Source organism: Sphingobacterium sp. KH_072, assembly GCF_057837975.1.
In genome coordinates this window covers 664,891-687,271 of record NZ_CM174457.1, presented here as the reverse complement: position 1 = coordinate 687,271, position 22,381 = coordinate 664,891, and the positions used below count along the sequence as shown (strand labels likewise).

Here is a 22,381-nt window from a genome sequence, read left to right as displayed (position 1 = left end):
CAAACTACGAGATGGATTAGCGTTTTATCATTTTTTATGTTAGGTTTGCTTGTTGATTTGAAAATTGAACTGAGCATGAACACATGGACAAAATTGGCCACGACCGTTGTCGCAGCCGCATTACTTGCCTCTTGTAACCAAAATGGAGATAATAAGGCCACCACTTCTACCAATGACTCTACCGCAGTAGCTAGCTCAACTAGCGCTACCACGGAGAAAATTGTATACGTTAACTCCGACACTTTGGCGGAGAAATACGAATATTACAAAGAGATCAGAACAAAACTAGAAGCGAAGGTAAAGAAAGCGCAAACCGACTTGCAGTCTAAAGGACAGGCATTCCAACGTGAGGTAGCCGATTACCAACAAAAAATGAATACGATGAGTGCATCTGAGCGTCAGGCTACAGAAGAGCGCTTAGCGCGCAAGCAAGATGAGCTAGGTAGACTAGATCAAAATGCATCTTCTTCATTAGCGCAAGATGAGGCGACTGAATTCGGAAATGTGTACACTGCCATCACAGAATACTTGAAAAAACACGCTAGCGAGCATGGTTATACTTTGGTATTAACGTATTCGCAGAAAAACCCTAGTGTACTTTATGCGGATTCAAAATTAGACATCACCAAACAAGTGGTAGATGGTCTAAACGCGGATTACAAAAAGAAGAATACAGATAAGAAATAACCGAAATAATCTTTGGTGATATAGAACCGGCAAGAGCACTTCCTTGCCGGTTTTTTATTGTTGTATCCCTGCAGATAACTTTGTAACTTCCAAAAAACAATTGCCTCATGATACAACATGTCTTAGCTATTGAAGTGAATGGGTTTGATTGGTATGACATCACTCACCCTAGCGAAGGCGATTTCAACGAACTAGCCACACGTTACAACCTGCACGAATCTACGATCAAAAACTGCTTGGAAGTCGGTCATCTACCCAAGATTGAGGTGTATCCCGATTATCAATTTCTGATCCTCCGGTCGATCGCGGCAAAATATCCTGAACATTCGGATGTACTCATAGAACTTACCGAAAGAATCTCGATTTTCTATGGCGACAAATTTATCATCACGGTACATAGAGCGCAGATCGAGTGGCTTGATAAGATCAAACAAACTCCCGCAGACAACACGAAACTTAAGGGCACTAAACACGTCGTCAACCTGTTGGTATCGCAAGCGTTGAAGACATTTGAACATGAAGTGATCCATACTTTTTCAGAAAAAATCGACCAATACGAAGAGTTTGTGTTCTTGCATAGCCGGCGCAAACCATTCATGAAGAAGCTGTATTACCTCAAGCGCCAAATCGATCTGATCCGGATCATACTCACCTTATATCAGGATCTGGTAGAATATTTCCATATTCCAGAACGCGTCAGCACGTACCATCGCAACTTGCACGATCTTTATAAACGTACAGATACTTTGTATCGCAATCTGGCTGAAAATACGTCGCAGCTGCTATCGATGTACTTCAACATCGAATCGAATCATACCAATGAGATCATGCGCACCCTCACGATCATTTCGGTATTCTTTATGCCACTCACTTTCGTGGTCGGGGTATATGGGATGAACTTTGTAGATATGCCAGAGTTAGGTTGGAAATATGGTTATCCGGCCATTTTGATTTTTATGCTGCTGCTATCGTTAGCGATCTATGTTTGGTTTAAAAAGAAACGCTGGTTGTAGACCATTTCCCTGTGGACACAGGTTATTAAAACATCTTTTTGGGCATGGTAGCCACAAAATCCTTCAGATAAAAAGGTTCAAAATAAGCCACATCCTCAAAAGATTGATCTTTGTATTTTTGCCAAGCCAATGGAATACAATGTGCTGCCGAGTTTTGAAAGCCAAGCACCACCTCGACCCTATCATGCTCCTCAAACAGTTTCTGCAACTTATCCGCGCCTGTACCAAAGAGTATGGCATGTTTCCCTTTATCAGCCCAATGATCGAACGATAAACTATCTACAATCAATGCTTTGGTTTCTTCCAATTCTTTCAGATGCGTATCAAAGGTAGCCACATAAACCTCCATTCGTCGCGCATCGATCATCGGACAAAGCACACTATTTTTTGACAATTCGCTGTTATCCTTCACATAACCTTGCGCCATAGCGAGAAGCGAATTGACCGATATCAAAGGAATATCCAATGCATAACACAATCCTTTCGCCACGGAAACACCAATCCGCAATCCGGTATACGATCCCGGGCCTTTGCTTACTGCTATGGCTGAGAGCGAATCGAATGCAATACCACAATCGGCGACTAACTCCTGAATAAAAACGGTGAGCGCCGAAGCATGCATATTAGGCTCGCGCGCTTCTCGTAAACCCAACAGCTCTTGCCCATTACTCAACGCGACGGAACAGGTAGATGTAGCAGTTTCTATACAAAGAATATAATGTTGATCTGACATGCTGGAATTAATTTATCAAAACGGATTAAGGCACCGCATCTGGACCATGACCTCCCCAAGGATGGCAGCGAGCAATTCTTTTGGCCGCTAACCAACCGCCTTTGAAAGGGCCGTATTTCAAGATGGCTTCTTTGCCATATTGCGAACAGGTTGGTGTGTACCTACAATTGGCACCTAAAAATGGAGAGATAAAAATTTGGTAAAAGCGAATGATGCCGATAAAGATAAACTGTAACGGAATCTTAATCAGATAGGTGCTGATCCAAGCGATCACTCTCATGTTGGAGTCTTTTAAATACCGTAATCATCTTTTCGCGCAGTGTGGGCACGATGGCTTCTTCCTGCTTACCGATATACTGGATAGCAAATGCTAGATACAGTTTACGCTCTTCCAAAAGGGGAAGCAGCTTTTCTCCTTTTTCCAATCGGTACGCCTCACGCAATCGTCGCTTGATACTATTTCGAGTAACAGCCAACTTGAAACGCCGCTTGGACACAGAGATTAGCACTTGTGCAGCGCCAACATCTCGTTTTTCCAAACGGTATACTACCCGAAAAGGATATACAACAAAAGAAGAACCACTGTGAAACAGACTTTGAATAAGTCTGACGCTACACAATCGTTCTTCTTTATTAAAAGTATTCATCTGCATCCGAACAATGTATCTGTTAGATCACCGAGCACGGACACAAACCGGCTACAGAAGCCCTTATCCTTTGTGACGGTACTCGTCAGATACAGTAAGGCGTTTTCTTCCTTTAGCTCTACGAGATGCCAATACTCTTTTGCCATTGGCTGTACTCATACGCTCTTTGAAACCATGTTTGTTTCTTCTCTTCCGCTGCGATGGCTGAAATGTTCTTTTCATGACGCTTTATATATGCTTAATTATTTCGACTTAAACTCTATGTTCCTCTAAAACAGGAATGCAAAAGTAAAGCTTAAATCGAAATAATACAAATTAATCCTATACTTTTTTCCGTTAAAGATAGATTATCTTTATTCCTACAATCCCCTACTTGTTTTTTAGGATATCGCGAATCTCTGCAAGAAGCACTTCCTCCTTCGTAGGTACTGGTAATACATTGTCTTCTTTGACCTCTTCTTTCTTTTTCATTGAATTGATACCCTTAATAACCATAAAGATACAGAAAGCGATGATCGTGAACTGAATAACTACATTGACAAAATTACCGTAGGTAATCGCCACCTGCGCTATACCCTCTGCTTCATTCGCTTCGCGAATTATATATTTGAGTTGCGAAAAATCAACTCCTCCGGTCAGAAAACCTATTGGCGGCATGATAATATCATCAACCAATGAAGTCACAATCTTACCGAAAGCGCCACCGATGACCACACCGACTGCTAAGTCGATCACGTTGCCTCGTAAGGCGAATTCCTTAAATTCTTTTAAAATCCCCATGAGTAGAATGATTTAGATTGTAAATAAATTTTATTACTACAAAGTTGTACATTATTTCGACATTACAAAGCCCTTTAGGCGAAAAACATCGTACCATCATATTTTTTACCTACATGACGAGTATTTTGCAAATAGCCACAGCAACTTATAAAGATTTCACTAAATTGCAGTGATTTAACCGCTTCCTTGTATTATACGCTGAATGAACAATATTTTAATTGCAGACGACCACAGTATTGTGAGGCTAGGAGCCTCTGTTATTATTTCAGGATTGATAAAAAACGCTGTCATTGTACAGGCAGAAACGTATGACGAAGTCTATTAAAAACTTACAGATCAAAGTTTTGACTTGCTTCTATTGGATATCAATATGCCTGGGGGAAATAATATTCGAGTAATTAAGGAAATCTTACAGATACAACCAGCGCTGAAAATATTGGTCTTTTCTTCCTATGATGAACACCTTTACGCACTACGTTATATCCAAGAAGGAGCTTGCGGTTATTTAAATAAAAACACCGCGATGGACGAGCTCAAAGTAGCCATTCAAAGCGTACAGGAATTGGGCAAATACATGTCTGACACTGTTCGAGACTTGTACATTCAAAAACTCATCTCTAACAAAAACGAGGTACAAAAGACAAACCCGTTGCTCAAACTATCTAACCGCGAGATGGACGTGGCTAAGCACCTAATAGACGGCTTGGGCATTTTAGAGGTGTCAAATATATTGCAGCTCAGCTCTTCGACAGTATCTACTTACAAAAGCAGAGTTTTCGAAAAGCTGAACGTAAACAATATCCCAGAACTCATCGAATTGTTTAAATTAAATGAGGATTAACTACAACAAATCTTTCATTTGTACAATCGGCACGTGATGCTGTCTAGTTACTGGATTTAGCGACTGATGAACAGGTCGTACATAACCTGCCTCACTCAAAGGCCATAGCAAGGGAGAAAGGTAATTCACACAGGATTTAATCCCTTGATCGACGGCTGCTGGCACGCCGGTATCTTTCGAATTTTTAGCTTCGTTTTCAATTTCAAATGCTCCTACATACCCCCGCTCACGCAAGGTCGTGGTGAATGCATTCCAATCCATATTATCCGTACCACCAAATCCAGGTAGCATGGCTTCGTAATGATGCCTATCCCAATCATTTTGTGGAATCGACACGCCTGCTTTTTCTGCCAAAGAAGCATCTACCTGTTGCATCGGGTACATGCCTCCCCATTGAATGCGAGCCGCATTTTTCAAGTTTCTGGTGGTTTTCACGTGTACGCGTTTCAAACGCGAAATATCGGTTTGCTGAATGACGGCCACCGGATCGGTGTTTTGCCAGATATCGTGCGAAGGATCATAAATCTCGCCATGTGCCTTGCTCTCTACCATGGCATACATCAATTGGCGAGCCGCCAATACACCGGGCAAATTATTGTATGTCGTGGTATATCGCGCGGAGCGCCAACCTTCCATCGGGCAATTCTCATACGCAATCGTAACACCTAGATCTTCTGCATAGCGTACGATCGGTCCAAATATGCGCTTGTATTCATCTAAGTTACGCTGAAATCCATCTTCCATATTGCCCAGATCATGATTGTATCCGACGAAAGTACCGACGATGACATCATTCGCATCACCGCCCAACAGATGGGCAATACGAATTAAGCGTAGCAAATGATTCTGGTTCTTCACACGTTCGCTTTCATCGCCACCAATCATATTATCAAAAGCACCAAGCGACATGCGCAACTCGTTTTTATTAAACAGTTCGATTAGCTTCGCAGCATCATCGGCCTCAAAGGATTCATAGGCCAAATGTGTTGCCGTGTGGTCTGCACGATCACTATCGGTACGAAACACGCAAAGATCAATTCCTTGCACACCCAACGTCACAGCCTTATCCACCAATTGCTGCTGGTTTAATTTATCATACGCTGAACTCATCAGCCAAATCGCATTTTCCTGCTTCATAAGTAGTTATTATTATGCTCCAAATTCTTATCCCATTCGGATTTGCTTTATTTGCTTAGCGGTTTTGCTACCGCGAATAGTTTACACCCATATAGATACCAGTTTTAACGTACAAAAGCAAGAAAGCCTGCTGAAAATTATTCAGCAGGCTTTCTATCATTGGGAATTAACGCCCTATTCTCCGTACAAATATTTATAGGTTTCGAATAGCTTATCGGCTTCCGCAATTAATTCTTTTTGATTGGTAGTCTTCAATAGATTTTGATAGCGTTGAATCGAGGCCAATCCGAATCGCATATTGCGGTATTCAAGATTTGGTTTGGTTTCGGCCACCGCCATATAATAGTGGAGATTCTCCCGAATGTACTGCAAATTGCGCTTTACAATCGCATTCGCTTTCGTAGATTCTCCTACTTTATACATCACATCTACCAAAGGCACATAACTCAATACTTCGCCCATTGTATATACGCGATTTGGTAAATTCGCATAAGCGTTGTTCACCACATCTTTTGCTTTCTTTTGCTCACCCATCATCAACAAATCTTGCGCCGTCTCTCCAAAAATACTACCCGCATACATACTAATATAGCGGTACGAATCTGGATCTAGGTAAGAGGAACCAGCAATATTACCCCAAGTGTATTTGTTCATGATATTGTCGTACACTTGTTCTGCATTAGCCACTGGTCCGCCCATTTCTTCCGACTCAGACAAAGCGACAGGCATTAGCCGTAAGGCAAAACCTTCGGAAACCAAGAAGCGATCCAAACCAATGTAATTATCGGATGGCGTGGTAGTGGTGAAGTAAATCGGGCGTTCCCAGTTATTGTTCTCCAAGATCGATAAAATGGATAGCTCAGCACGGCTGACGTACTCCATACTATAATCCCATTGCATAGTATCTACAATAGCACCTTGCCATTGCTTGGGCACGACATTATTCGCTAACACCGCATCACGATTTACCTGCAATTGCATCTTTTTCGTTGGCAATAGATTTACGTATTCGCCGCTTTGCAATTGCACCATATTTTGTTGGTTATCTGACAACATAATAGCCAGTATGTTCTGAATGTCGATGTATTCTGCAATTTGATGATCTTGGTAATAAATAACATCGCGCACACCGTCTTTTACTTTGTCTGGATCAATATTGATCGGCAAGGCTGCTGCATCGTTGACCGGATGCATCATCTGCTTCATATACCAATCCGAGCTCAGTAAACTGAGGTTGACTACGCGTACATCCGTACGGAAACCTTCTACTTCCTGCATATACCAAAGCGGATAGGTATCATTATCACCATAGGTAAATAGGATCGCATTTGGCGCACAGGATTCCAAATAATTTTTGGCCATGTCTCTTGCCAAATATTTGCCCGAACGATCGTGATCGTCCCAGTTCTGGCTCGCTAATAAAACCGGCGCTCCTAATAGAGCAACACCCACTGCGATATAACCCGCCGTTTTTGGATTGACCTTTTTAGAAAGGAATTCGGCAATACCGATCACACCAAAACCAATCCAGATACAGAAAGCGTAGAATGAACCCGCATACGCATAGTCACGCTCACGTGGTTGCAATGGCGTCTGATTCAGGTAAAGAACAATCGCTAATCCGGTAAAGAAGAACAATAAGCCCACCACACCAGCATCGCGCTGTTTGTATTTAAAATGCCATATAGCACCGATTAAACCTAAAATAAGCGGTAAAAAGAAATAGGTATTGCGTGCTGAATTTTCTACTTCGGAAGTCGGCAACTCATATTGTCCGCCTAAACGCATATTGTCGATTGGTTTGATACCGGAGATCCAATTTCCTTCGGTGAACGAAGTATGGCCTTGAATATCATTTTGGCGACCGACAAAATTCCACATAAAATAGCGGCTATACATGTGACCGATCTGATAACCGAAAAAGAATTTCAAGTTGTCGACCATGGTTGGTTGCTCATCGGGACCTAAGCCCAAAAAGTCTCTATATACCTGCACATGTGGCCCTCGCTCAGAGTAGATACGTGGAAACAAAGTCTCTCTATCGTAGCTGTATTTCATTTTGGTGCGCGCTACTACGTAGCGATCGCCATCTTTGCGGTATACTTTACCTGCTTCGAACACATCTGTTGGTTTGGCATCAAAATACTTGCCTTTCAACAATGGCTCATCGCCATATTGCTCCCGATTTAGGTAGCTCAAAAATGTAAATGCATTATCAGGATCACTGTTATTGAGTGAAGGATTGGCTTTAGCACGAATCACGATCATCGCGAAAGAGCTGTACCCGAATAGGATAAATCCTAAAGATACTAATGCAATATTCAAGATCGGTTTGGCAGCTTTTACCGAATGCCAAATACCGTAAACCAAAGCGCCAACAACCAATATAGCAAAAAATGCAGCACCAGTACCGAAGCCCATACCTAAACTATTTACAAAAAACAGATCGAAATAAGCGGCAAATTTGATCGAGAATTGAATAACGCCCCACAGCACAAAGGCTAAGATCAGTACGCCGATCGACAACGCTTTGACCACACCTTTGGTGGTGACTTGTTGGGTTCTTCTAAAATAGATGACCAATGCGATGGCGGGTATAACCAATAAATTCAGTAAATGCACCGCAATAGAAAGTCCCATCATGTAGGCGATCAGGATCAACCAACGATCTGCACCCGATTCGTCTGCGACGGCTTCCCATTTCAAAATAGCCCAGAATACGACTGCCGTACACAAAGAAGACATGGCGTATACCTCTGATTCTACAGCGGAAAACCAAAATGTATCGGAGAAAGTATAGGCCAGCGCACCAACAACACCAGCGCCCATAATACGCACTAACGCTATAGTGGAAATTTCTTGATCCTGATATGAACGCGTGTAAATTTTGCGAGCTAATGCGGTGATACTCCAGAAAAGGAATAGGATCGTCAATCCACTACATACGGCCGAACCGATGTTCATCCAGAATGCGATACGTGTGGTAACGCCCATAGCAAGATTGGAAAAAAGGTTTTGGATCATCAAAAACAATGGTGCTCCAGGTTGGTGTACAATCTGCATTTTGTAAGCAGATGCGATAAACTCGCCTGTATCCCACCAGCTCGTTGTGCGCTCGGCAGTCAATACATAGGTAAGCGTCGCTATGGCTGCACATAACCAACCCAACCAATTATTAATTTTACTATAGTTCATATCCTATGATGAGATTATTTTGCGTTTTCGCTTCGAAAATAAGGATTAGTCCTTTATAAAAGAATTTATATAGCATTTTTTAACTGTTTAGCGGCTGATGAGCCCATATCGGCATTATGCTATTGCTGATATGAAAATTTATTCATTTGGTAATCAAGGCATATACAAAAAATTAGAAAGAATAATTTTGGATAAAACAAAAACCGCCTTATATTTGCATCGTCAAACAAGGGAAACACATCCTTTATGATAACAAGCTTGCCCGATAGTATAAGGGTAGTACGACAGTTTTTGGTACTGTTTGTCTTGGTTCGAATCCAGGTCGGGCAACAAAAAGTTGAGTTTTCATAAACTCAACTTTTTGTTTTTTACACCATTTTATCCTTCCATTTCCTTTGAGTTTTATGTGACTATTAAAAAACATTTATCTAACTTTGACCCTCGATAACTTTCAAGCGCAAGACAGATAAAACATACTATACCATGCCTTTGCAATTCAATACCGTAAAATTATTCGCTGGTTCGGGATCTCTCGAACTTGCCAACAAAATTTCTAAAAGCTACGGTAAACCTCTCGGAGACGTAACCGTATCCGAATTCTCGGATGGCGAAATACAGCCATTTTACAATGAATCTGTACGTGGTAGCGACGTATTTATCGTGCAATCCACCAATCAGCCTAATGACAATCTAGTAGAGCTTCTATTGATGATCGACGCTGCGAAACGCGCTTCTGCTCATTACATCACGGCCGTAGTGCCTTATTTTGGCTACGCCAGACAAGACCGTAAAGACAAGCCACGTGTAGCTATCGGCGCCAAATTGATGGCTAACTTAGTCACGGCAGCTGGTGCGCATCGGATCATGACAATGGATTTGCACGCTGCACAGATTCAAGGATTTTTTGACATCCCGGTGGATCACCTCGATGGCGCAATCATCTTTGTGCCGTACATCAAATCGCTCAACTTACCGAATCTGACGATTGCTTCTCCAGATATGGGAGGCTCTTACCGAGCACGTACTTTTGCAAAATACTTTAATGCAGAGGTCATCATCTGTGACAAACGCCGTAAGCGAGCCAATGAGATCGAATCTATGTCTATCATTGGTGATGTAAAAGGACAAGATGTCGTATTGATGGACGATATCTGCGACACGGCAGGCACTTTATCTAAAGCTGCTGCCTTGATCATGGAAAATGGCGCGAAGTCCGTTCGAGCAGTATGTACGCATGCTGTATTGTCTGGCAAAGCCTACGAAACGATTCAAAATTCGGCATTATCAGAGATAATTGTGAGCGACACCATTCAATTGCACCCAGAAAAAAAGCACTTGTGCACCAAAATTAGGGTTCTTTCTACGGACAAACTCTTTGCTGGAGCGATTAGAAATGTGAACGAACACGGATCTATTTCCGGATTGTTCGATATTTAATCTTCGATTATAAAGACAAATCAAAAGCGATGCAAAGATATTCCTTGCATCGCTTTTGATTTGTATAGGGGATTGTGTGATATTCTTTCAATGAATTAGGTGGGTATATTGCAGATTATAAAATAATTAGATATCTTTGCACCTCAAATTTTAACAAATTAAACATGAAATCAATTGCTATTAGCGGTTCTGTAAGACAGAACGTAGGGAAAAGAGATGCAAAGGAATTGCGTTACGAGGGAAATATCCCTGCAGTTCTTTATGGAGGTAAAGAGCAAACTCACCTTTCTGTATCCGCAGCTGATTTGAAATCTGCTCTTTATACTGCTGATGTGGTATTCATTGAATTGGATATCGAAGGTAAAAAAACGAGAGCGATCATTCAAGACGCACAATTCCATCCGTTGACAGACCTAGTTACTCACGTAGACTTCTTGGAACTATCTGACGACAAAGAGGTAACTGTAAATATCCCTGTAACATTGACTGGTACTTCTCCAGGCGTGAAAATGGGTGGTAAATTAGTTCAAAAATTGCGCAACCTTCGCGTAAAAGCATTGCCTAACAACCTTCCTCAAACGATTGAAGTTCCTATGGACGGTCTAGAAGTAGGTAAATCTTACCGCGTAAGACAGGTAGAAGTGAAAGATGCGAAAGTATTAAACAATTCTGACGATACTATCGTATCTGTAATCATGTCTCGTGCATTGCGTCAAGCAGAGCAAGAAGCAGCGAAAGCAGCTGTAAAAGGCAAAAAATAAGTTTAGCACACACTAAGCTTCAAAAGGCATCGAATATCGATGCCTTTTGTATTTTAGCATATTTTGCTACAATCTGAGTTTATTTATAATTTTAAGACATGAACTATCTTATCGTCGGTCTGGGAAACATCGGACGGGAATATGCAGACACAAGGCACAATATTGGATTTATGGTAGCCGATGAGTTAGCCAATCAAGCAGGCACTACGTGGTCTACATTGAAATATGCTTACTACACCGAATTCAAACAACGTGGACATAATGTGTACGTGATCAAGCCGACCACATTTATGAACCTCAGCGGCAAAGCAGTCAATTACTGGATGCATGCACTGAAAATCCCGAAGCAGAATATTCTGGTGATCGTGGATGATTTGGCTATTCCATTCGGATCACTTCGTATAAAACCAAAAGGTAGTGCTGCTGGACACAATGGACTCAAGTCCATCGAACAGCTTTGTGGTGGGCAGGATTACCCACGTTTGAAATTTGGTATTAGCGACAATTATCCAAAAGGTCGTCAAGTAGATTATGTACTCGGCCCATTTGATAATGAGGAATCCAGAACGCTACCTGCATTGATCGAACATAGTGTCAAGATGGTGCATAGCTTTGTCAATATCGGCATCGAGCTCACCATGACCAACCTCAATACGAAGTAATAAAAAAATCCGCTGGAGTAGCGGATTTTTTTATGCAGTGTTATTTCTTGTTCTTAACGTATTTTTCTAACCACTGATCCATCTCCCACAAGGTGTGCATGATGGATTCTTTGGCGCGATAGCCATGAAATTCTTTTGGCAGGAATACCAAACGCGTGGTACCTCCATGTCCTTTGATCGCATTGTAGAATCGCTCAGACTGAATGGGAAACGTGCCAGAATTTTCATCGTCCATCCCGTGGATGAAAAGAATTGGCGTTTTGATTTTATCAGCATAGCTGAATGGCGACATGGTTTTGTAAACCTCTGGCGCTTGCCAATACGTACGCTCTTCTGCCTGAAATCCAAATGGCGTAAACGTACGATTGTACGCGCCACTGCGCGCTAAGCCTGCCGCAAACAAATCGGTATGTGCAAGCAAATTAGCCGTCATGAAGGCGCCGTAAGAATGGCCACCAACACCAACACGTTTGCGATCTACATATCCTGCCTCCGAAAGGTAATTGATCGCAGCTTCGGCATTGGCTTGTAATTGCGGCACAAAGGTATCATTCGGCTCTGCCGCCCCTTCGCCTACGATCGGCATATCGGCATTGTCCAAAATAGCATAACCCCTATTTACCCAATAAATCGGCGATCCCCAAGAAATACGGGTGAAACGATACGGCGAACCTTTTACTTGGCTGGCAGCATCGGCCGTTTTAAATTCTCTAGGATAAGCCCACATTAGCAATGGCAATGGTCCATCTGACTTCTGATAACCTTTTGGCAAATACAAGGTTCCTGTCAGATTCAAACCATCGTTACGTGGATACGAAAGCTGTTGCTTCTGCACACCATCAAAGGACGGATAAGGATTTGTAAAGTTCGTAATAGGCGTCATCTTACGCGACTTCAATGCCACACGCTGATAATTGGGCACTTCTGTTTGCGATTCACGAGAAATAATCAATGTGCCATCATTCTTAAACGAAACCGGACTTTCGTACCATTCGCCACGTGAACGGAACAAGGTGTCTTTTTGTCCGCTCATCAAGTTCCACTTCAACAAGAATGGACGATCGCCTTCGGGCGATGCTCCGTCGGAGGTGGTGAAAACGGTTGGGTTTTTCCCTTTATCAGTGAGAATGACGGAACGGTGAAAATCATTGTCCGTAAGGACAAAACGCCCCGGATCTGCATACGCATCTTCGGATGAACGTTCTTCAATTACTTTAATCTCTTGGCCATCTTTGCTAGAGATCAAACTGTTTTTCACCCGTCTATTCGCGCGCCAGCGCTCGGAAAGCACGGCGTAATCGTTAGCAAACCATGTGATTCCACCGTAACGCAATGTTGTTTTAGCAAACTGAACTGGCGCATCCGTGAATGGCGCAGCTAATTGCAACACTTCGTCACGGAAAGGCACTTCGGTGCGGCTATTTCCTTCATCCAGCGCGTTTGCCCAATAAACCGTGGCTGGCTGATCGGCTCGCCACGCAAAACTCCGATAACCGGGTACGGTAGAGTCGAAACCCAGTGGGACGCTCTCTGCTAATGGCGCAGTATATAATGCTTTTACCACAGCACCCGATTGATCCAAAACATCGATCTGATAGGGAAACGAGCCAACCGATACCAAATATGAGTAGGGTTTCTTGATCGTCGTGGCCATCAGGTATTTTCCATCTGGAGATTTAGACACATTTCTATAAATGGCAGGCGCACCAATATCTTTTACTTGACCGTCCAACTGCACTTCAGAAAGTTGTGCGTTGAGATAATAATCGAATAGGCGAACATCGGATTCATTACGCAGCAAGTTTTGGTAGGTACGTGATGGCGCTGCTTTGCCTAGATTCTCCTGCACCACTGGACCTGTTGGCGTCAAGCTAGCCGAAGGAGCTGCACCTCGCTCTGGAATGCGAAGAACATATAATGAGGTATTATCTTTCCAGAATGCACTAGCGCCCATAATATCGTTGACCAATAAATTACCAACGCGCTGCGCTTGATAAGTAGCTATGTCAAGAACCCAAAGGCTAACGCCATCCACTGCGGCATTCAAAAAGGCTAGCTTAGTTTCATCGGCATTAAACTGCAGATTGCTGATGCGCAGATTGGCCGGAAGTCCACCAATATCGTGCACTTCATTGGATTTTAGATCTTGTAATTGAATTCCAGCGTAGCTCACTCCACCGATAGCGGTGGAATTGCTTGGGTTGATCCTCAATCCAGCTAGACCTATAATCGGCTGTGCGGCATCCTCAATCGTGATAAAGTCGGGGCGTTCCAACAGAAGCATTTTGTCGCCTTGGCGATTGAATTGCACTGCTGGTGTATTCTTTGCTTCCAGCAATTCAAGGATTTCGGCTGGCGGTTTCTGGTAGCTAAGGTTCTCTTGTGCCTGGCTCTGGAATACGCCCGACACCAAAAGAAACAAGGGTAGTAAAGGAAATTTGTTCATAGTCACTCTGATCGTGTTGTTAGTCTCTGCAATCTATCAAAAAAATACCGATCTATCCGTTTGCAACCAATTCTTTACTTGACGTCACTACAGCAATATCTTATTATATTTTCCCATAATTTAGTAAATTGTTAATATATTTTCCAGTATTCAACTTTCGCACGGCACTTACAAAACTCATTTGGGCTCATTGTTTATGAAAGATACCTTTAAAATAATATCGACGCTCTTCTTTGCATGCACTTTAATATCTAGCTGTCAGAAAGAGCAAGAACTCGTTGATGACGAAAGCAAGATGAATATCGTATTTTTTGAAGATGACAATCCCGTCCGAGGTATGGTGAAATATAACCACAACCAAGATCATTGCGGACAATTGCGCATCGTCACGGCAATACAGGAAAACCAGAATAGCTCTGCCGAACTTGAAATCACCATATTGACCAACGGTGAAATAGTTAATGTGGTATATAAAACTTCGCATTCATCCAACTTCCAGCGCTATCAAGCGCCAAACATGGAAGCTGGAAAATACTTCGATATAAAAAATTTCGACTATAATCAGTCAACTAAAAACTTATCTTTCGATTTTGAGGGAACCGTTTACGTAGATAGCACAGATACAAAGAGAATTCGTGGGAAAGTCAATGTAGCCTCGGTGAAGCAAACGGATTGTACCAGTCTTATCTTCGAGGCGCGCAGTATTAGTGAAGATTTTGAATTTTCTACGCTATCATCTAATGCCACACGGTTTAATTCTGGACCAGTACTACCAATACCTTATGATAATTTTATATATCACAGTAGATCGGCCAAGGGCCAATATCTAAGTTTGCGGTTGGCGAAAGAGATCTCCGAATTTATAGGAAAACAAATCGAGTTCGATGAAGAAAATGTAGATTATCGGGTGATCTACGGAGAATATTATGGTCCAATGATGTTTGGAAACGATACCTATAGATCAATGGATCGCTACTGGAAATATTACCAAACAGAGGGAACGATAGAAGTATTTGGAAAGTATACTGGTGCCAAGGAGGATAAGATTTACCAAGGTAAAATCACCATGGATATCCTAAATGATGGTATTGTGTATAAGAAAGGAGTCGAGATACCTTTTACAGCATCATCGTGGTAAAAACATCATCCGTTTTGCCGCGGTGAAAACACGGAAGCTTTCAAAACTTTTTATGCCACACTGGTACTGAGTTTTTTGTCAACTTGCTCCGGAATACTAGGTTGCTTTATCAGCTTACGGCCTAAAGTCGCGGCCGCCATACGCGGCATGAGCTTTTGGAACAGATAATAGATCGCCGCGCATATACCTATGCAAAGTAAAGGAATGATTATATAACAGATAATCTTCACCCATCCATTTTCGTAGATCTCCAGATCATAGAAAAAACCTTTCAAGAAATTGATGATGTAAATTTCGTGTGTCACGTAGATCAAGTATGTGAGCGAACAAAAGCCCAATAAATTTCTTCGCAACTTGTTTCTCTCTTCCAAATAAGCAAACAAGTTGATGCATGAAACTACACCGGTTATCAAAAATACACGAAGAAAATATTCATGATTGGGTTGTCCGTTTGCCAAAACCGCTAGTACCAGAAAAGCAATTGCCAATAACAACGCAATGACCTTAACCCCATCCAACACATACAGCAGATCTTTTTTGTGAATGGTAAAGTAGGCACCAGCGCTGAAAAAGAATATGGCGGTCGTGCTGAGTCCTGGTATATTGGACTCTATGTTTGTAAGATAGAGTGCCGCCAAACATAGAATCCCATAATGCTTCGATAGTTTAACGAAGCAAAAAAGGATTGGAAATAAAGCAATCATACACATCAAATCTCTGACATACCATAAGGGGAAGTTAATGGGATTTGTCCAAAAATAGTGCAAAAGCGATGAGTTGGACATGTGCAGGTATTCTACGTCATTAGTAAATCCGACAAGCTCAAAAATGATATTCTTCACCGCTATAACCAATAGCGTGATGATATTCCAAGCTAAAAAGGAAATCAATAGCACGGAAAACCTGCTTTTCCATTGCAAAGCAGCGAACTGGAATAGATTGCCTGCATATTTCTGAAAGAAGAAATAGCCAAAAACAAAAAAGAAACATCGCACTGAAATTTTGGCAAGATAATGGGAAAATAGTTCAGAGATTAATGTATATAGCTCATTCCTAGCATCTGGCAGGGTCACTTCCTGGAGTGTAAACGGAATTAAATGTGCCACTACGACGAGATAAATTAATGGGAATCGCATACCATCAACTACTCGAGACAACCTTGCATCATTCATAATTATAGAATTAATAATTGGTAGATAACTGAAAAATCAACTCACCACACAGTTTAGATATACGAGGATCACTCAAAACTACCTACTGGACAACGACTTCGTATTTGCTAAAAATCATCCTGTAGTATCATAACGACAGTTATGAAACGTAAGATCGTTCTAAAGCGTCGCCAACCACATAACGAACTGATAATGTGCCCTTTTATCGATCGCAAAACTTCAGACATTTGTTTGAATATACTTTGGGAGTAATTACTTAATTTCGTGGCCATGCAAAAGAACTCCAATGCTGCGCTGATTTTTATTTTCATTACTGTCGTACTGGATTCCACTGGTTTAGGAATTATCATACCGGTCATGCCGGCCTTGATTCGAGAACTAATCCATGGTGATATTAGTCAAGCGTCCAGCTATGGAGGCTGGCTTACGTTTTGCTACGCTTGTATGCAATTTTTGTTTGCAGCGGTACTAGGGAATTTGAGTGATCGGTATGGAAGACGACCCGTGTTACTCTTCTCGCTATTGGGCTTTGGTATCAACTATATTTTAATTGGTTTTGCGCCAAGCATATTTTGGCTATTCATGGGGCGGCTTGTCGCTGGAATCACCGGAGCTAGTCACACCGTGGCCGCGGCTTATATTGCGGATGTATCGCCGGCAGATAAGAAAGCGCAAAACTTCGGTTTGGTTGGCGCCGCATTTGGTTTGGGATTTGTAATCGGCCCGGTATTGGGCGGAATATTAGGTCATTATGGTGCTCGTGTGCCTTTTTTCGCTGCTGCTGGACTGACTTTTATCAATCTTGTTTACGGGTATTTTGTTGTGCCCGAATCCTTAAAACACGAACTACGGCGTCCATTTTCTTGGCGAAATGCCAACCCAGTGGGCACTTTTAAGCACATTGCACGTTATCCAAGCATCATTCCATTAAGCATCTGTATTTTTCTCATCAACGTAGCTGCACATGCCGTGCAAAGCACTTGGTCGTATTTTACGATGGAAAAATTCGCTTGGACAGAACGCATGGTGGGTTATTCATTGGGATTTATCGGGATTTTATTAACGATTATTCAAGCTGGTTTGTTGCGTGTCATCATTCCCCGCGTAGGTATTCCCGGCAGTATTATTGGCGGCATAATCTTGTACTGCATCTCGCTGCCCTTATTCGGATTTGCGAATGCTTCGTGGATGTTATTTGCGATTTCTGTGATTTATGTATTTGGTGGAATAAGTGGGCCGGCGCTTCAAAGTGCCGTATCCAACGAAGTGCCCGACAATGAGCAAGGACAAATTCAAGGTGGCTTAACCTGTATCATTAGCCTTACGGCGATTATTGGTCCACCCGTGATGACTTCCTTATTTTCACATTACACCAAGAAAAATGCAGCCATTTACTTACCGGAAGCACCTTTTTATTTAGGTACTATATTGGTGCTGATAGCGGCAATAATTGCTTTGCTATACTTCCGAAAAAAACCGGCAAAGAGTGCCGGTTAATTCGTATTTCGATATTAATCTTTCTGGATCAGGCAAACGGCATAGGCCACCACCCCTTCCTCACGCCCGATAAAGCCCAGCTTTTCATTAGTGGTCGCTTTGATCGAGATATCTTCTACCGGCAAGCCACTATATTGGGAGATGGCGGCCTTCATTTGTGGAATATAGGGTTTGATTTTCGGTGCTTCTAGGCACAACATAGCATCGATATTTTCGATGCGCCAACCTTTCTCTTGAATCAGAGCGACAGATTTCTCCAAAAGCACCAAACTAGAAATTCCTTTCCATTGATCGTCTGTATTTGGAAAATGATAACCAATATCTTCCAGATTGGCTGCGCCAAGCAGCGCATCACAAATCGCATGAAGTAGGACATCGGCATCCGAATGACCAAATGCACCAGCATGATGATCCAATTGTACACCACCCACCCAAAAAGGATGTTGATCCTTCATCTGATGCACATCAAACCCAAATCCAACTCTTGTTTTCCCCATGTTATCTTATCTTTCGAACATCATCTCTAGGATGATCTTCCACTGGTAATCATTTTTTAATTGCCAAACTCGCACGTAATTGAATTTGACTACTTTGTCTTTCAGCCCAACGGTAGCTGTACCGGAGGTATAGGCAAACTCGCCGCTGTAAGCGCGGCCTACATCTTCTGGCTCTGTATCGATCTCGATGCGCTCTTTGGTAAACATCGCAATCACATTCTTCCGACCGATGATTTCTGGTTGCCAAGGAAAGTAATACCGCACATCGTCTGCCAAGAACTCTTCATAGCCGGTACGTGTATCTGCCTTCAACACGTGCGAAAATAACTTATCAGTCTGAAAAACGACTTCTTCTCGTTGATTTAGACGCACCATCGAGCGGTGTTTTAAGTAGTCTTTGTCGTCTGGTTCAAAGTATTCCAACGAGGCAGCTTTCTGCTTACCGTAATTCTCTACCTCCGCACGTACGTGTACGCGCCATTTTCCTTTTTTATCTCTACGCCATACCGTCACGTATTGACCATATCTTTTGATCGCTCCCGTGCGCTGATATTGCAATGGGCCAGAGGTGACTCCCCAATCCATACTGCGTGAAACTAAGGCGAAATTTGGATCCCAACTCAACACGTCCGGTAAATTTGGACGATTATTCAAATAATTAAGTGCATTCACAGATGAAGGCACAAAAAAGGAAGATTCCTTGTCTACCACGGACATCAATCCTGCATGCGGATTTTCTCTACTAGATAAGTTGGCAGCATTACGATCTACCGTAATTAGTCCTCCCACTTTATTGGGTAACTGTCCGTACACAGCACCAGCGATCAATATATTAATGACGAACGCTACTGCACTTAAAAATCTCATATACTATTTAATTAACAGCTGCTTAATATCAAATCTTATTCCAAAGTGTGCCGTCTTTACTATCCTTCAACTGAATACCCAGAGCATTGAGTTCATCGCGAATACGATCTGACGTCGCAAAATCCTTATTCGTCTTGGCTTCATTACGTATTTGAATGATCAATTGCATCAGTCCATCAGCACTGCCATCGTCCGCGCCAGATTGATCATCTTTTAGTCCTAAGACGTCGAAGACGAATGCTTGGATGTATGATTTCAGCTTGCTGTGATCTGTCTCTGAGATCGTCAGTTTTCCGTCGTACACCGAATTGATAATCCGGACGACTTCAAATAATTCTGCAATCAATACCGGACTATTGAAATCATCATCTAAAGCTGCATAGCTTCGCGATTGGATTTCATCCAAATTAGGAATAGTAGATTTTTTGCTTGGCGCAATTTTATCTAAGAGATTGATGGCCGCTAATAGCCTTTTAAAGCCTTTATCGGCCGCATCCAACGCCTCGTTAGAAAAATCTAATGTACTACGGTAATGCGCTTGCAGCATAAAGAAACGCACCGACATCGGGGAATATCCACGATCTAATAAGGGATGATCTCCGGTGAATAGTTGACCCGGCAAAAAGCCGTTGCCCGCAGATTTGGACATCCGCGCTCCATTAACCGTCAGCATATTGGTATGCATCCAGTATTTTGACGGCGTGGTGTGATTACACGCTTGTGACTGCGCAATCTCATTGGTATGATGTGTGGCCGCCAAATCCATCCCTCCGCCATGAATATCAAATAGATCTCCCAAATATTTGCGGCTCATCGCCGAACATTCGATGTGCCAACCCGGAAAACCTACACTCCAAGGTGCTGGCCAACGCATAATATGCTCTGGCTTGGCTTTGATCCACAGCGCAAAATCTAAGCGATTACGCTTCTCATCTTGTCCGCCGAGTTCACGTGTATTGTTCAACAAATCGTCCAGATTACGATTGGTTAAGATCGTGTAGTTGTGCTCTTTGGTATAGCGATCTACGTCGAAGTACACCGTTCCATTCACCTCATAAGCATATCCATTGTCGATAATTTGCTGTACCATTTCGATCTGCTCAGAAATATGGCCTGTTGCAGTCGGTTCGATGCTTGGCGGAATGGTATTGAACAGGCGTAGCATATCATGAAATCCGATCGTGTATTTTTGTACGATCTCCATCGGCTCCAATTGTTCTAACTTCGCTTTTTTTGCAAATTTATCATCCCCTTCATCATTATCACCTTCCAAATGGCCAGCATCGGTGATGTTACGTACATAACGCACTTTGTAACCAAGATGGCGCAGGTAGCGAAAGATTAAATCGAATGATACAAACGTGCGGCAATTGCCTAGATGCACGTCACCATATACGGTAGGACCACATACATACATCCCAACTAAATTCGGGTGTATGGGTTCAAACTTTTCTTTCTTACGGGTAAGCGTATTGTAGAGCGATAGATTATGCTGTAACATAAAGTGGAGAAAGTCTTCGTTATTTTTGTCTAAAATAAACCTGAATAGGCACACCAGAAAACTCAAAGTTCTCACGCAATTTGTTTTCTACAAAGCGTTTGTACGGATCTTTGATGTACTGTGGCAAGTTACAGAAGAAAGCAAACATAGGCGATCTGCCCGGTAGCTGCGTAATATATTTGATCTTGATATATTTACCTTTAGTTGCCGGAGGCGGGTAATTAGCAATAATCTCCAACATTACTTCATTCAGCTTGGAGGTAGGGATTCTTCTGACTTTGTTTTGGTATACCTCCATCGCAGTTTCAACCGTTTTGAAGATACGTTGCTTTTCCGTTACGGAAGTAAACAATACCGGCACATCACTGAAAGGTGCGAGCTTCTCTAAAATACGCTGTTTGAATTCGACGGCTGTTTTATGATCTTTCTCGATGGTATCCCATTTGTTTACCAAGATCATGATGCCTTTTTTGTTCTTTTCTGCCAAATGGAAAATATTGACATCCTGCGCTTCGATACCATCATTGGCATCCAACATCAAAATAACAACATCCGAATCTTCCAACGCTTTGATCGTACGCATCACCGAATAAAACTCGATATCTTCATTCACTTTCGATTTACGACGTAGTCCAGCCGTATCGATCATCAAAAACTCATGACCAAATTGGTTGTAGTGAATACGGATCGAGTCACGCGTGGTACCCGCAATCGGTGTTACAATGTTACGATCAACGCCTAATAGGGCATTCGTCAATGAAGATTTACCCACGTTTGGACGACCCACAATGGTGAATTTTGGCAATTCATCTTCTTCCACTTCCTCTTCTTCGGGAAAGTGTGAAACTACCGCATCCAATAGCTCGCCTGTACCAGAACCTGTAGCTGCAGATACGTTATATATTTCGCCCAATCCGAACGCGTAAAACTCGGCTGAATCATGATGCAGTTTAGCGTGGTCGACTTTGTTGGCCACCACGTATACTGGTTTCGAACTTCTTCTCAACAAGTCAGCAATTTCATCATCTAAATCGGTAATACCCGTAGTCACGTCGACCATAAAGATAATCACCGTAGCCTCTTCGATGGCGATGTGCACTTGATCGCGGATCGCTTCTTCGAAGATATCATCCGAACCATGTACGAAACCGCCAGTATCAATAGCGGTAAATTTTTTACCGATCCATTCGGCGACTTCGTAATGTCGATCTCTCGTAACACCACTAAAATCATCCACAATCGCTTTCCGACTTTCCGTCAGACGATTAAACAGAGTAGATTTACCGACATTCGGCCTTCCAACGATTGCAACAATATTTGCCATACTATTTTATTTTATTAGGGGATCGCTCCTCACAATACCCACTAAA

At 42.4% G+C, this 22,381-nt stretch carries 21 protein-coding genes, 1 tRNA gene and 1 pseudogene; 10 read left to right on the top strand and 13 right to left on the bottom strand.

The window, feature by feature from the left end; genetic code table 11:
- The first annotated feature begins 75 nt into the window (after nt 1–75).
- Together AC3IRT_RS03250 and AC3IRT_RS03245 are read left to right on the top strand one after the other, a co-directional pair.
- Nucleotides 76–687, top strand: a complete 612-nt coding sequence (locus tag AC3IRT_RS03250) for an OmpH/Skp family outer membrane protein (protein ID WP_489395103.1) — start codon at nt 76–78, stop codon at nt 685–687.
- 107 nt (nt 688–794) lie between these two features.
- Complete coding sequence (locus AC3IRT_RS03245; protein ID WP_489395102.1) at nt 795–1,700, top strand: CorA family divalent cation transporter; 906 nt, start codon at nt 795–797, stop codon at nt 1,698–1,700.
- Nucleotides 1,701–1,725: 25 nt separating this feature from the next.
- Here the strand turns inward: AC3IRT_RS03245 and tsaB are convergent, their stop codons facing one another.
- The 5 genes from tsaB to mscL all read right to left on the bottom strand — a co-directional run bounded on the left by tsaB (nt 1,726) and on the right by mscL (nt 3,860).
- Complete coding sequence (tsaB, locus tag AC3IRT_RS03240; protein WP_489395101.1) at nt 1,726–2,433, bottom strand: tRNA (adenosine(37)-N6)-threonylcarbamoyltransferase complex dimerization subunit type 1 TsaB; 708 nt, start codon at nt 2,431–2,433, stop codon at nt 1,726–1,728.
- Between the two features lie 25 nt (nt 2,434–2,458).
- Complete coding sequence (yidD, locus tag AC3IRT_RS03235; RefSeq protein WP_489395100.1) at nt 2,459–2,713, bottom strand: membrane protein insertion efficiency factor YidD; 255 nt, start codon at nt 2,711–2,713, stop codon at nt 2,459–2,461.
- Nucleotides 2,676–3,086, bottom strand: a complete 411-nt coding sequence (gene rnpA, locus AC3IRT_RS03230) for a ribonuclease P protein component (protein ID WP_489395099.1) — start codon at nt 3,084–3,086, stop codon at nt 2,676–2,678. Before rnpA ends, yidD begins: the two co-directional genes overlap by 38 nt.
- Nucleotides 3,087–3,143: 57 nt before the next feature.
- On the bottom strand, nt 3,144–3,302 hold the full coding sequence (gene rpmH, locus AC3IRT_RS03225; RefSeq protein WP_082784996.1) for a 50S ribosomal protein L34: 159 nt from the start codon (nt 3,300–3,302) through the stop codon (nt 3,144–3,146).
- A gap of 147 nt (nt 3,303–3,449) precedes the next feature.
- Entirely contained in the window at nt 3,450–3,860 is a 411-nt protein-coding gene (mscL, locus tag AC3IRT_RS03220; protein WP_489395098.1) for a large-conductance mechanosensitive channel protein MscL, read from the bottom strand.
- A gap of 343 nt (nt 3,861–4,203) precedes the next feature.
- On the opposite strand from mscL, the pseudogene AC3IRT_RS03215 reads away from it, so the two are divergent.
- Together AC3IRT_RS03215 and AC3IRT_RS03210 are read left to right on the top strand one after the other, a co-directional pair.
- Nucleotides 4,204–4,395 (top strand): annotated as a pseudogene (locus AC3IRT_RS03215) (response regulator); the annotation flags it as partial.
- Nucleotides 4,384–4,701 (top strand): helix-turn-helix transcriptional regulator, encoded by a 318-nt coding sequence (locus AC3IRT_RS03210; protein ID WP_489396094.1) that lies wholly within the window; start codon nt 4,384–4,386, stop codon nt 4,699–4,701. The pseudogene AC3IRT_RS03215 and the gene AC3IRT_RS03210, both read left to right, overlap by 12 nt.
- Here the strand turns inward: AC3IRT_RS03210 and AC3IRT_RS03205 are convergent, their stop codons facing one another.
- Nucleotides 4,702–5,838: a sugar phosphate isomerase/epimerase family protein gene (locus tag AC3IRT_RS03205; RefSeq protein WP_489395097.1), complete on the bottom strand. Its 1,137-nt coding sequence runs from the start codon at nt 5,836–5,838 to the stop codon at nt 4,702–4,704.
- Nucleotides 5,839–6,012: 174 nt separating this feature from the next.
- Nucleotides 6,013–9,033 carry a glycosyltransferase family 117 protein gene (locus tag AC3IRT_RS03200; protein WP_489395096.1) on the bottom strand — a complete coding sequence of 1,007 codons (3,021 nt, stop codon included), beginning with the start codon at nt 9,031–9,033 and terminating at the stop codon, nt 6,013–6,015.
- Between the two features lie 259 nt (nt 9,034–9,292).
- Here AC3IRT_RS03200 and AC3IRT_RS03195 point away from each other — a divergent pair.
- The 4 genes from AC3IRT_RS03195 (at nt 9,293) to pth (ending at nt 11,893) form a co-directional block, all read left to right on the top strand.
- Nucleotides 9,293–9,363 (top strand) — tRNA-Gln (locus AC3IRT_RS03195).
- 153 nt (nt 9,364–9,516) lie between these two features.
- A complete protein-coding gene (locus AC3IRT_RS03190; RefSeq protein ID WP_489395095.1) occupies nt 9,517–10,470 on the top strand; it encodes a ribose-phosphate pyrophosphokinase in 954 nt (317 codons plus the stop codon).
- Between the two features lie 164 nt (nt 10,471–10,634).
- Nucleotides 10,635–11,231 (top strand): 50S ribosomal protein L25/general stress protein Ctc, encoded by a 597-nt coding sequence (locus AC3IRT_RS03185; protein ID WP_489395094.1) that lies wholly within the window; start codon nt 10,635–10,637, stop codon nt 11,229–11,231.
- A gap of 98 nt (nt 11,232–11,329) precedes the next feature.
- On the top strand, nt 11,330–11,893 hold the full coding sequence (gene pth, locus AC3IRT_RS03180; RefSeq protein ID WP_489395093.1) for an aminoacyl-tRNA hydrolase: 564 nt from the start codon (nt 11,330–11,332) through the stop codon (nt 11,891–11,893).
- 40 nt (nt 11,894–11,933) lie between these two features.
- Here the strand turns inward: pth and AC3IRT_RS03175 are convergent, their stop codons facing one another.
- A complete protein-coding gene (locus AC3IRT_RS03175) occupies nt 11,934–14,339 on the bottom strand; it encodes an alpha/beta hydrolase family protein (protein ID WP_489395092.1) in 2,406 nt (801 codons plus the stop codon).
- A 295-nt stretch (nt 14,340–14,634) separates the two neighbouring features.
- Between AC3IRT_RS03175 and AC3IRT_RS03170 the strand changes: the two genes are divergently transcribed.
- Entirely contained in the window at nt 14,635–15,477 is an 843-nt protein-coding gene (locus tag AC3IRT_RS03170; protein WP_489395091.1) for a hypothetical protein, read from the top strand.
- A gap of 50 nt (nt 15,478–15,527) precedes the next feature.
- Here the strand turns inward: AC3IRT_RS03170 and AC3IRT_RS03165 are convergent, their stop codons facing one another.
- On the bottom strand, nt 15,528–16,649 hold the full coding sequence (locus tag AC3IRT_RS03165; RefSeq protein WP_489395090.1) for an acyltransferase family protein: 1,122 nt from the start codon (nt 16,647–16,649) through the stop codon (nt 15,528–15,530).
- Between the two features lie 270 nt (nt 16,650–16,919).
- On the opposite strand from AC3IRT_RS03165, the gene AC3IRT_RS03160 reads away from it, so the two are divergent.
- Nucleotides 16,920–18,146, top strand: a complete 1,227-nt coding sequence (locus AC3IRT_RS03160; RefSeq protein ID WP_489395089.1) for a TCR/Tet family MFS transporter — start codon at nt 16,920–16,922, stop codon at nt 18,144–18,146.
- Between the two features lie 14 nt (nt 18,147–18,160).
- Here the strand turns inward: AC3IRT_RS03160 and ispF are convergent, their stop codons facing one another.
- The 4 genes from ispF to der are packed head-to-tail and all read right to left on the bottom strand — an operon-like array spanning nt 18,161 to nt 22,335.
- Nucleotides 18,161–18,643, bottom strand: coding sequence for a 2-C-methyl-D-erythritol 2,4-cyclodiphosphate synthase (gene ispF / locus AC3IRT_RS03155; RefSeq protein ID WP_489395088.1), 483 nt, complete (start codon nt 18,641–18,643; stop codon nt 18,161–18,163).
- A 6-nt stretch (nt 18,644–18,649) separates the two neighbouring features.
- Nucleotides 18,650–19,510 (bottom strand): YybH family protein, encoded by an 861-nt coding sequence (locus tag AC3IRT_RS03150; RefSeq protein WP_489395087.1) that lies wholly within the window; start codon nt 19,508–19,510, stop codon nt 18,650–18,652.
- A gap of 28 nt (nt 19,511–19,538) precedes the next feature.
- Nucleotides 19,539–21,011 carry a cysteine--tRNA ligase gene (gene cysS, locus AC3IRT_RS03145; protein WP_489395086.1) on the bottom strand — a complete coding sequence of 491 codons (1,473 nt, stop codon included), beginning with the start codon at nt 21,009–21,011 and terminating at the stop codon, nt 19,539–19,541.
- Nucleotides 21,012–21,030: 19 nt separating this feature from the next.
- Entirely contained in the window at nt 21,031–22,335 is a 1,305-nt protein-coding gene (gene der, locus AC3IRT_RS03140; protein ID WP_489395085.1) for a ribosome biogenesis GTPase Der, read from the bottom strand.
- Between the last annotated feature and the right edge of the window lie 46 nt (nt 22,336–22,381).

Excerpts from the sequence above, each read along its gene's own strand:
- AC3IRT_RS03210 (WP_489396094.1), top strand. The coding sequence starts at position 4,384 with ATGGACGAGCTCAAAGTAGCCATTCAAAGCGTACAGGAATTGGGCAAA.
- AC3IRT_RS03245 (WP_489395102.1), top strand. The coding sequence starts at position 795 with ATGATACAACATGTCTTAGCTATTGAAGTGAATGGGTTTGATTGGTAT.
- AC3IRT_RS03200 (WP_489395096.1), bottom strand. The coding sequence starts at position 9,033 with ATGAACTATAGTAAAATTAATAATTGGTTGGGTTGGTTATGTGCAGCC.
- AC3IRT_RS03150 (WP_489395087.1), bottom strand. The coding sequence starts at position 19,510 with ATGAGATTTTTAAGTGCAGTAGCGTTCGTCATTAATATATTGATCGCT.
- tsaB (WP_489395101.1), bottom strand. The coding sequence starts at position 2,433 with ATGTCAGATCAACATTATATTCTTTGTATAGAAACTGCTACATCTACC.
- ispF (WP_489395088.1), bottom strand. The coding sequence starts at position 18,643 with ATGGGGAAAACAAGAGTTGGATTTGGGTTTGATGTGCATCAGATGAAG.
- pth (WP_489395093.1), top strand. The coding sequence starts at position 11,330 with ATGAACTATCTTATCGTCGGTCTGGGAAACATCGGACGGGAATATGCA.
- der (WP_489395085.1), bottom strand. The coding sequence starts at position 22,335 with ATGGCAAATATTGTTGCAATCGTTGGAAGGCCGAATGTCGGTAAATCT.
- AC3IRT_RS03185 (WP_489395094.1), top strand. The coding sequence starts at position 10,635 with ATGAAATCAATTGCTATTAGCGGTTCTGTAAGACAGAACGTAGGGAAA.
- AC3IRT_RS03175 (WP_489395092.1), bottom strand. The coding sequence starts at position 14,339 with ATGAACAAATTTCCTTTACTACCCTTGTTTCTTTTGGTGTCGGGCGTA.
- AC3IRT_RS03160 (WP_489395089.1), top strand. The coding sequence starts at position 16,920 with ATGCAAAAGAACTCCAATGCTGCGCTGATTTTTATTTTCATTACTGTC.
- AC3IRT_RS03190 (WP_489395095.1), top strand. The coding sequence starts at position 9,517 with ATGCCTTTGCAATTCAATACCGTAAAATTATTCGCTGGTTCGGGATCT.
- yidD (WP_489395100.1), bottom strand. The coding sequence starts at position 2,713 with ATGAGAGTGATCGCTTGGATCAGCACCTATCTGATTAAGATTCCGTTA.
- rnpA (WP_489395099.1), bottom strand. The coding sequence starts at position 3,086 with ATGCAGATGAATACTTTTAATAAAGAAGAACGATTGTGTAGCGTCAGA.
- mscL (WP_489395098.1), bottom strand. The coding sequence starts at position 3,860 with ATGGGGATTTTAAAAGAATTTAAGGAATTCGCCTTACGAGGCAACGTG.
- AC3IRT_RS03250 (WP_489395103.1), top strand. The coding sequence starts at position 76 with ATGAACACATGGACAAAATTGGCCACGACCGTTGTCGCAGCCGCATTA.
- AC3IRT_RS03165 (WP_489395090.1), bottom strand. The coding sequence starts at position 16,649 with ATGAATGATGCAAGGTTGTCTCGAGTAGTTGATGGTATGCGATTCCCA.
- cysS (WP_489395086.1), bottom strand. The coding sequence starts at position 21,011 with ATGTTACAGCATAATCTATCGCTCTACAATACGCTTACCCGTAAGAAA.
- rpmH (WP_082784996.1), bottom strand. The coding sequence starts at position 3,302 with ATGAAAAGAACATTTCAGCCATCGCAGCGGAAGAGAAGAAACAAACAT.
- AC3IRT_RS03205 (WP_489395097.1), bottom strand. The coding sequence starts at position 5,838 with ATGAAGCAGGAAAATGCGATTTGGCTGATGAGTTCAGCGTATGATAAA.
- AC3IRT_RS03170 (WP_489395091.1), top strand. The coding sequence starts at position 14,635 with ATGAATATCGTATTTTTTGAAGATGACAATCCCGTCCGAGGTATGGTG.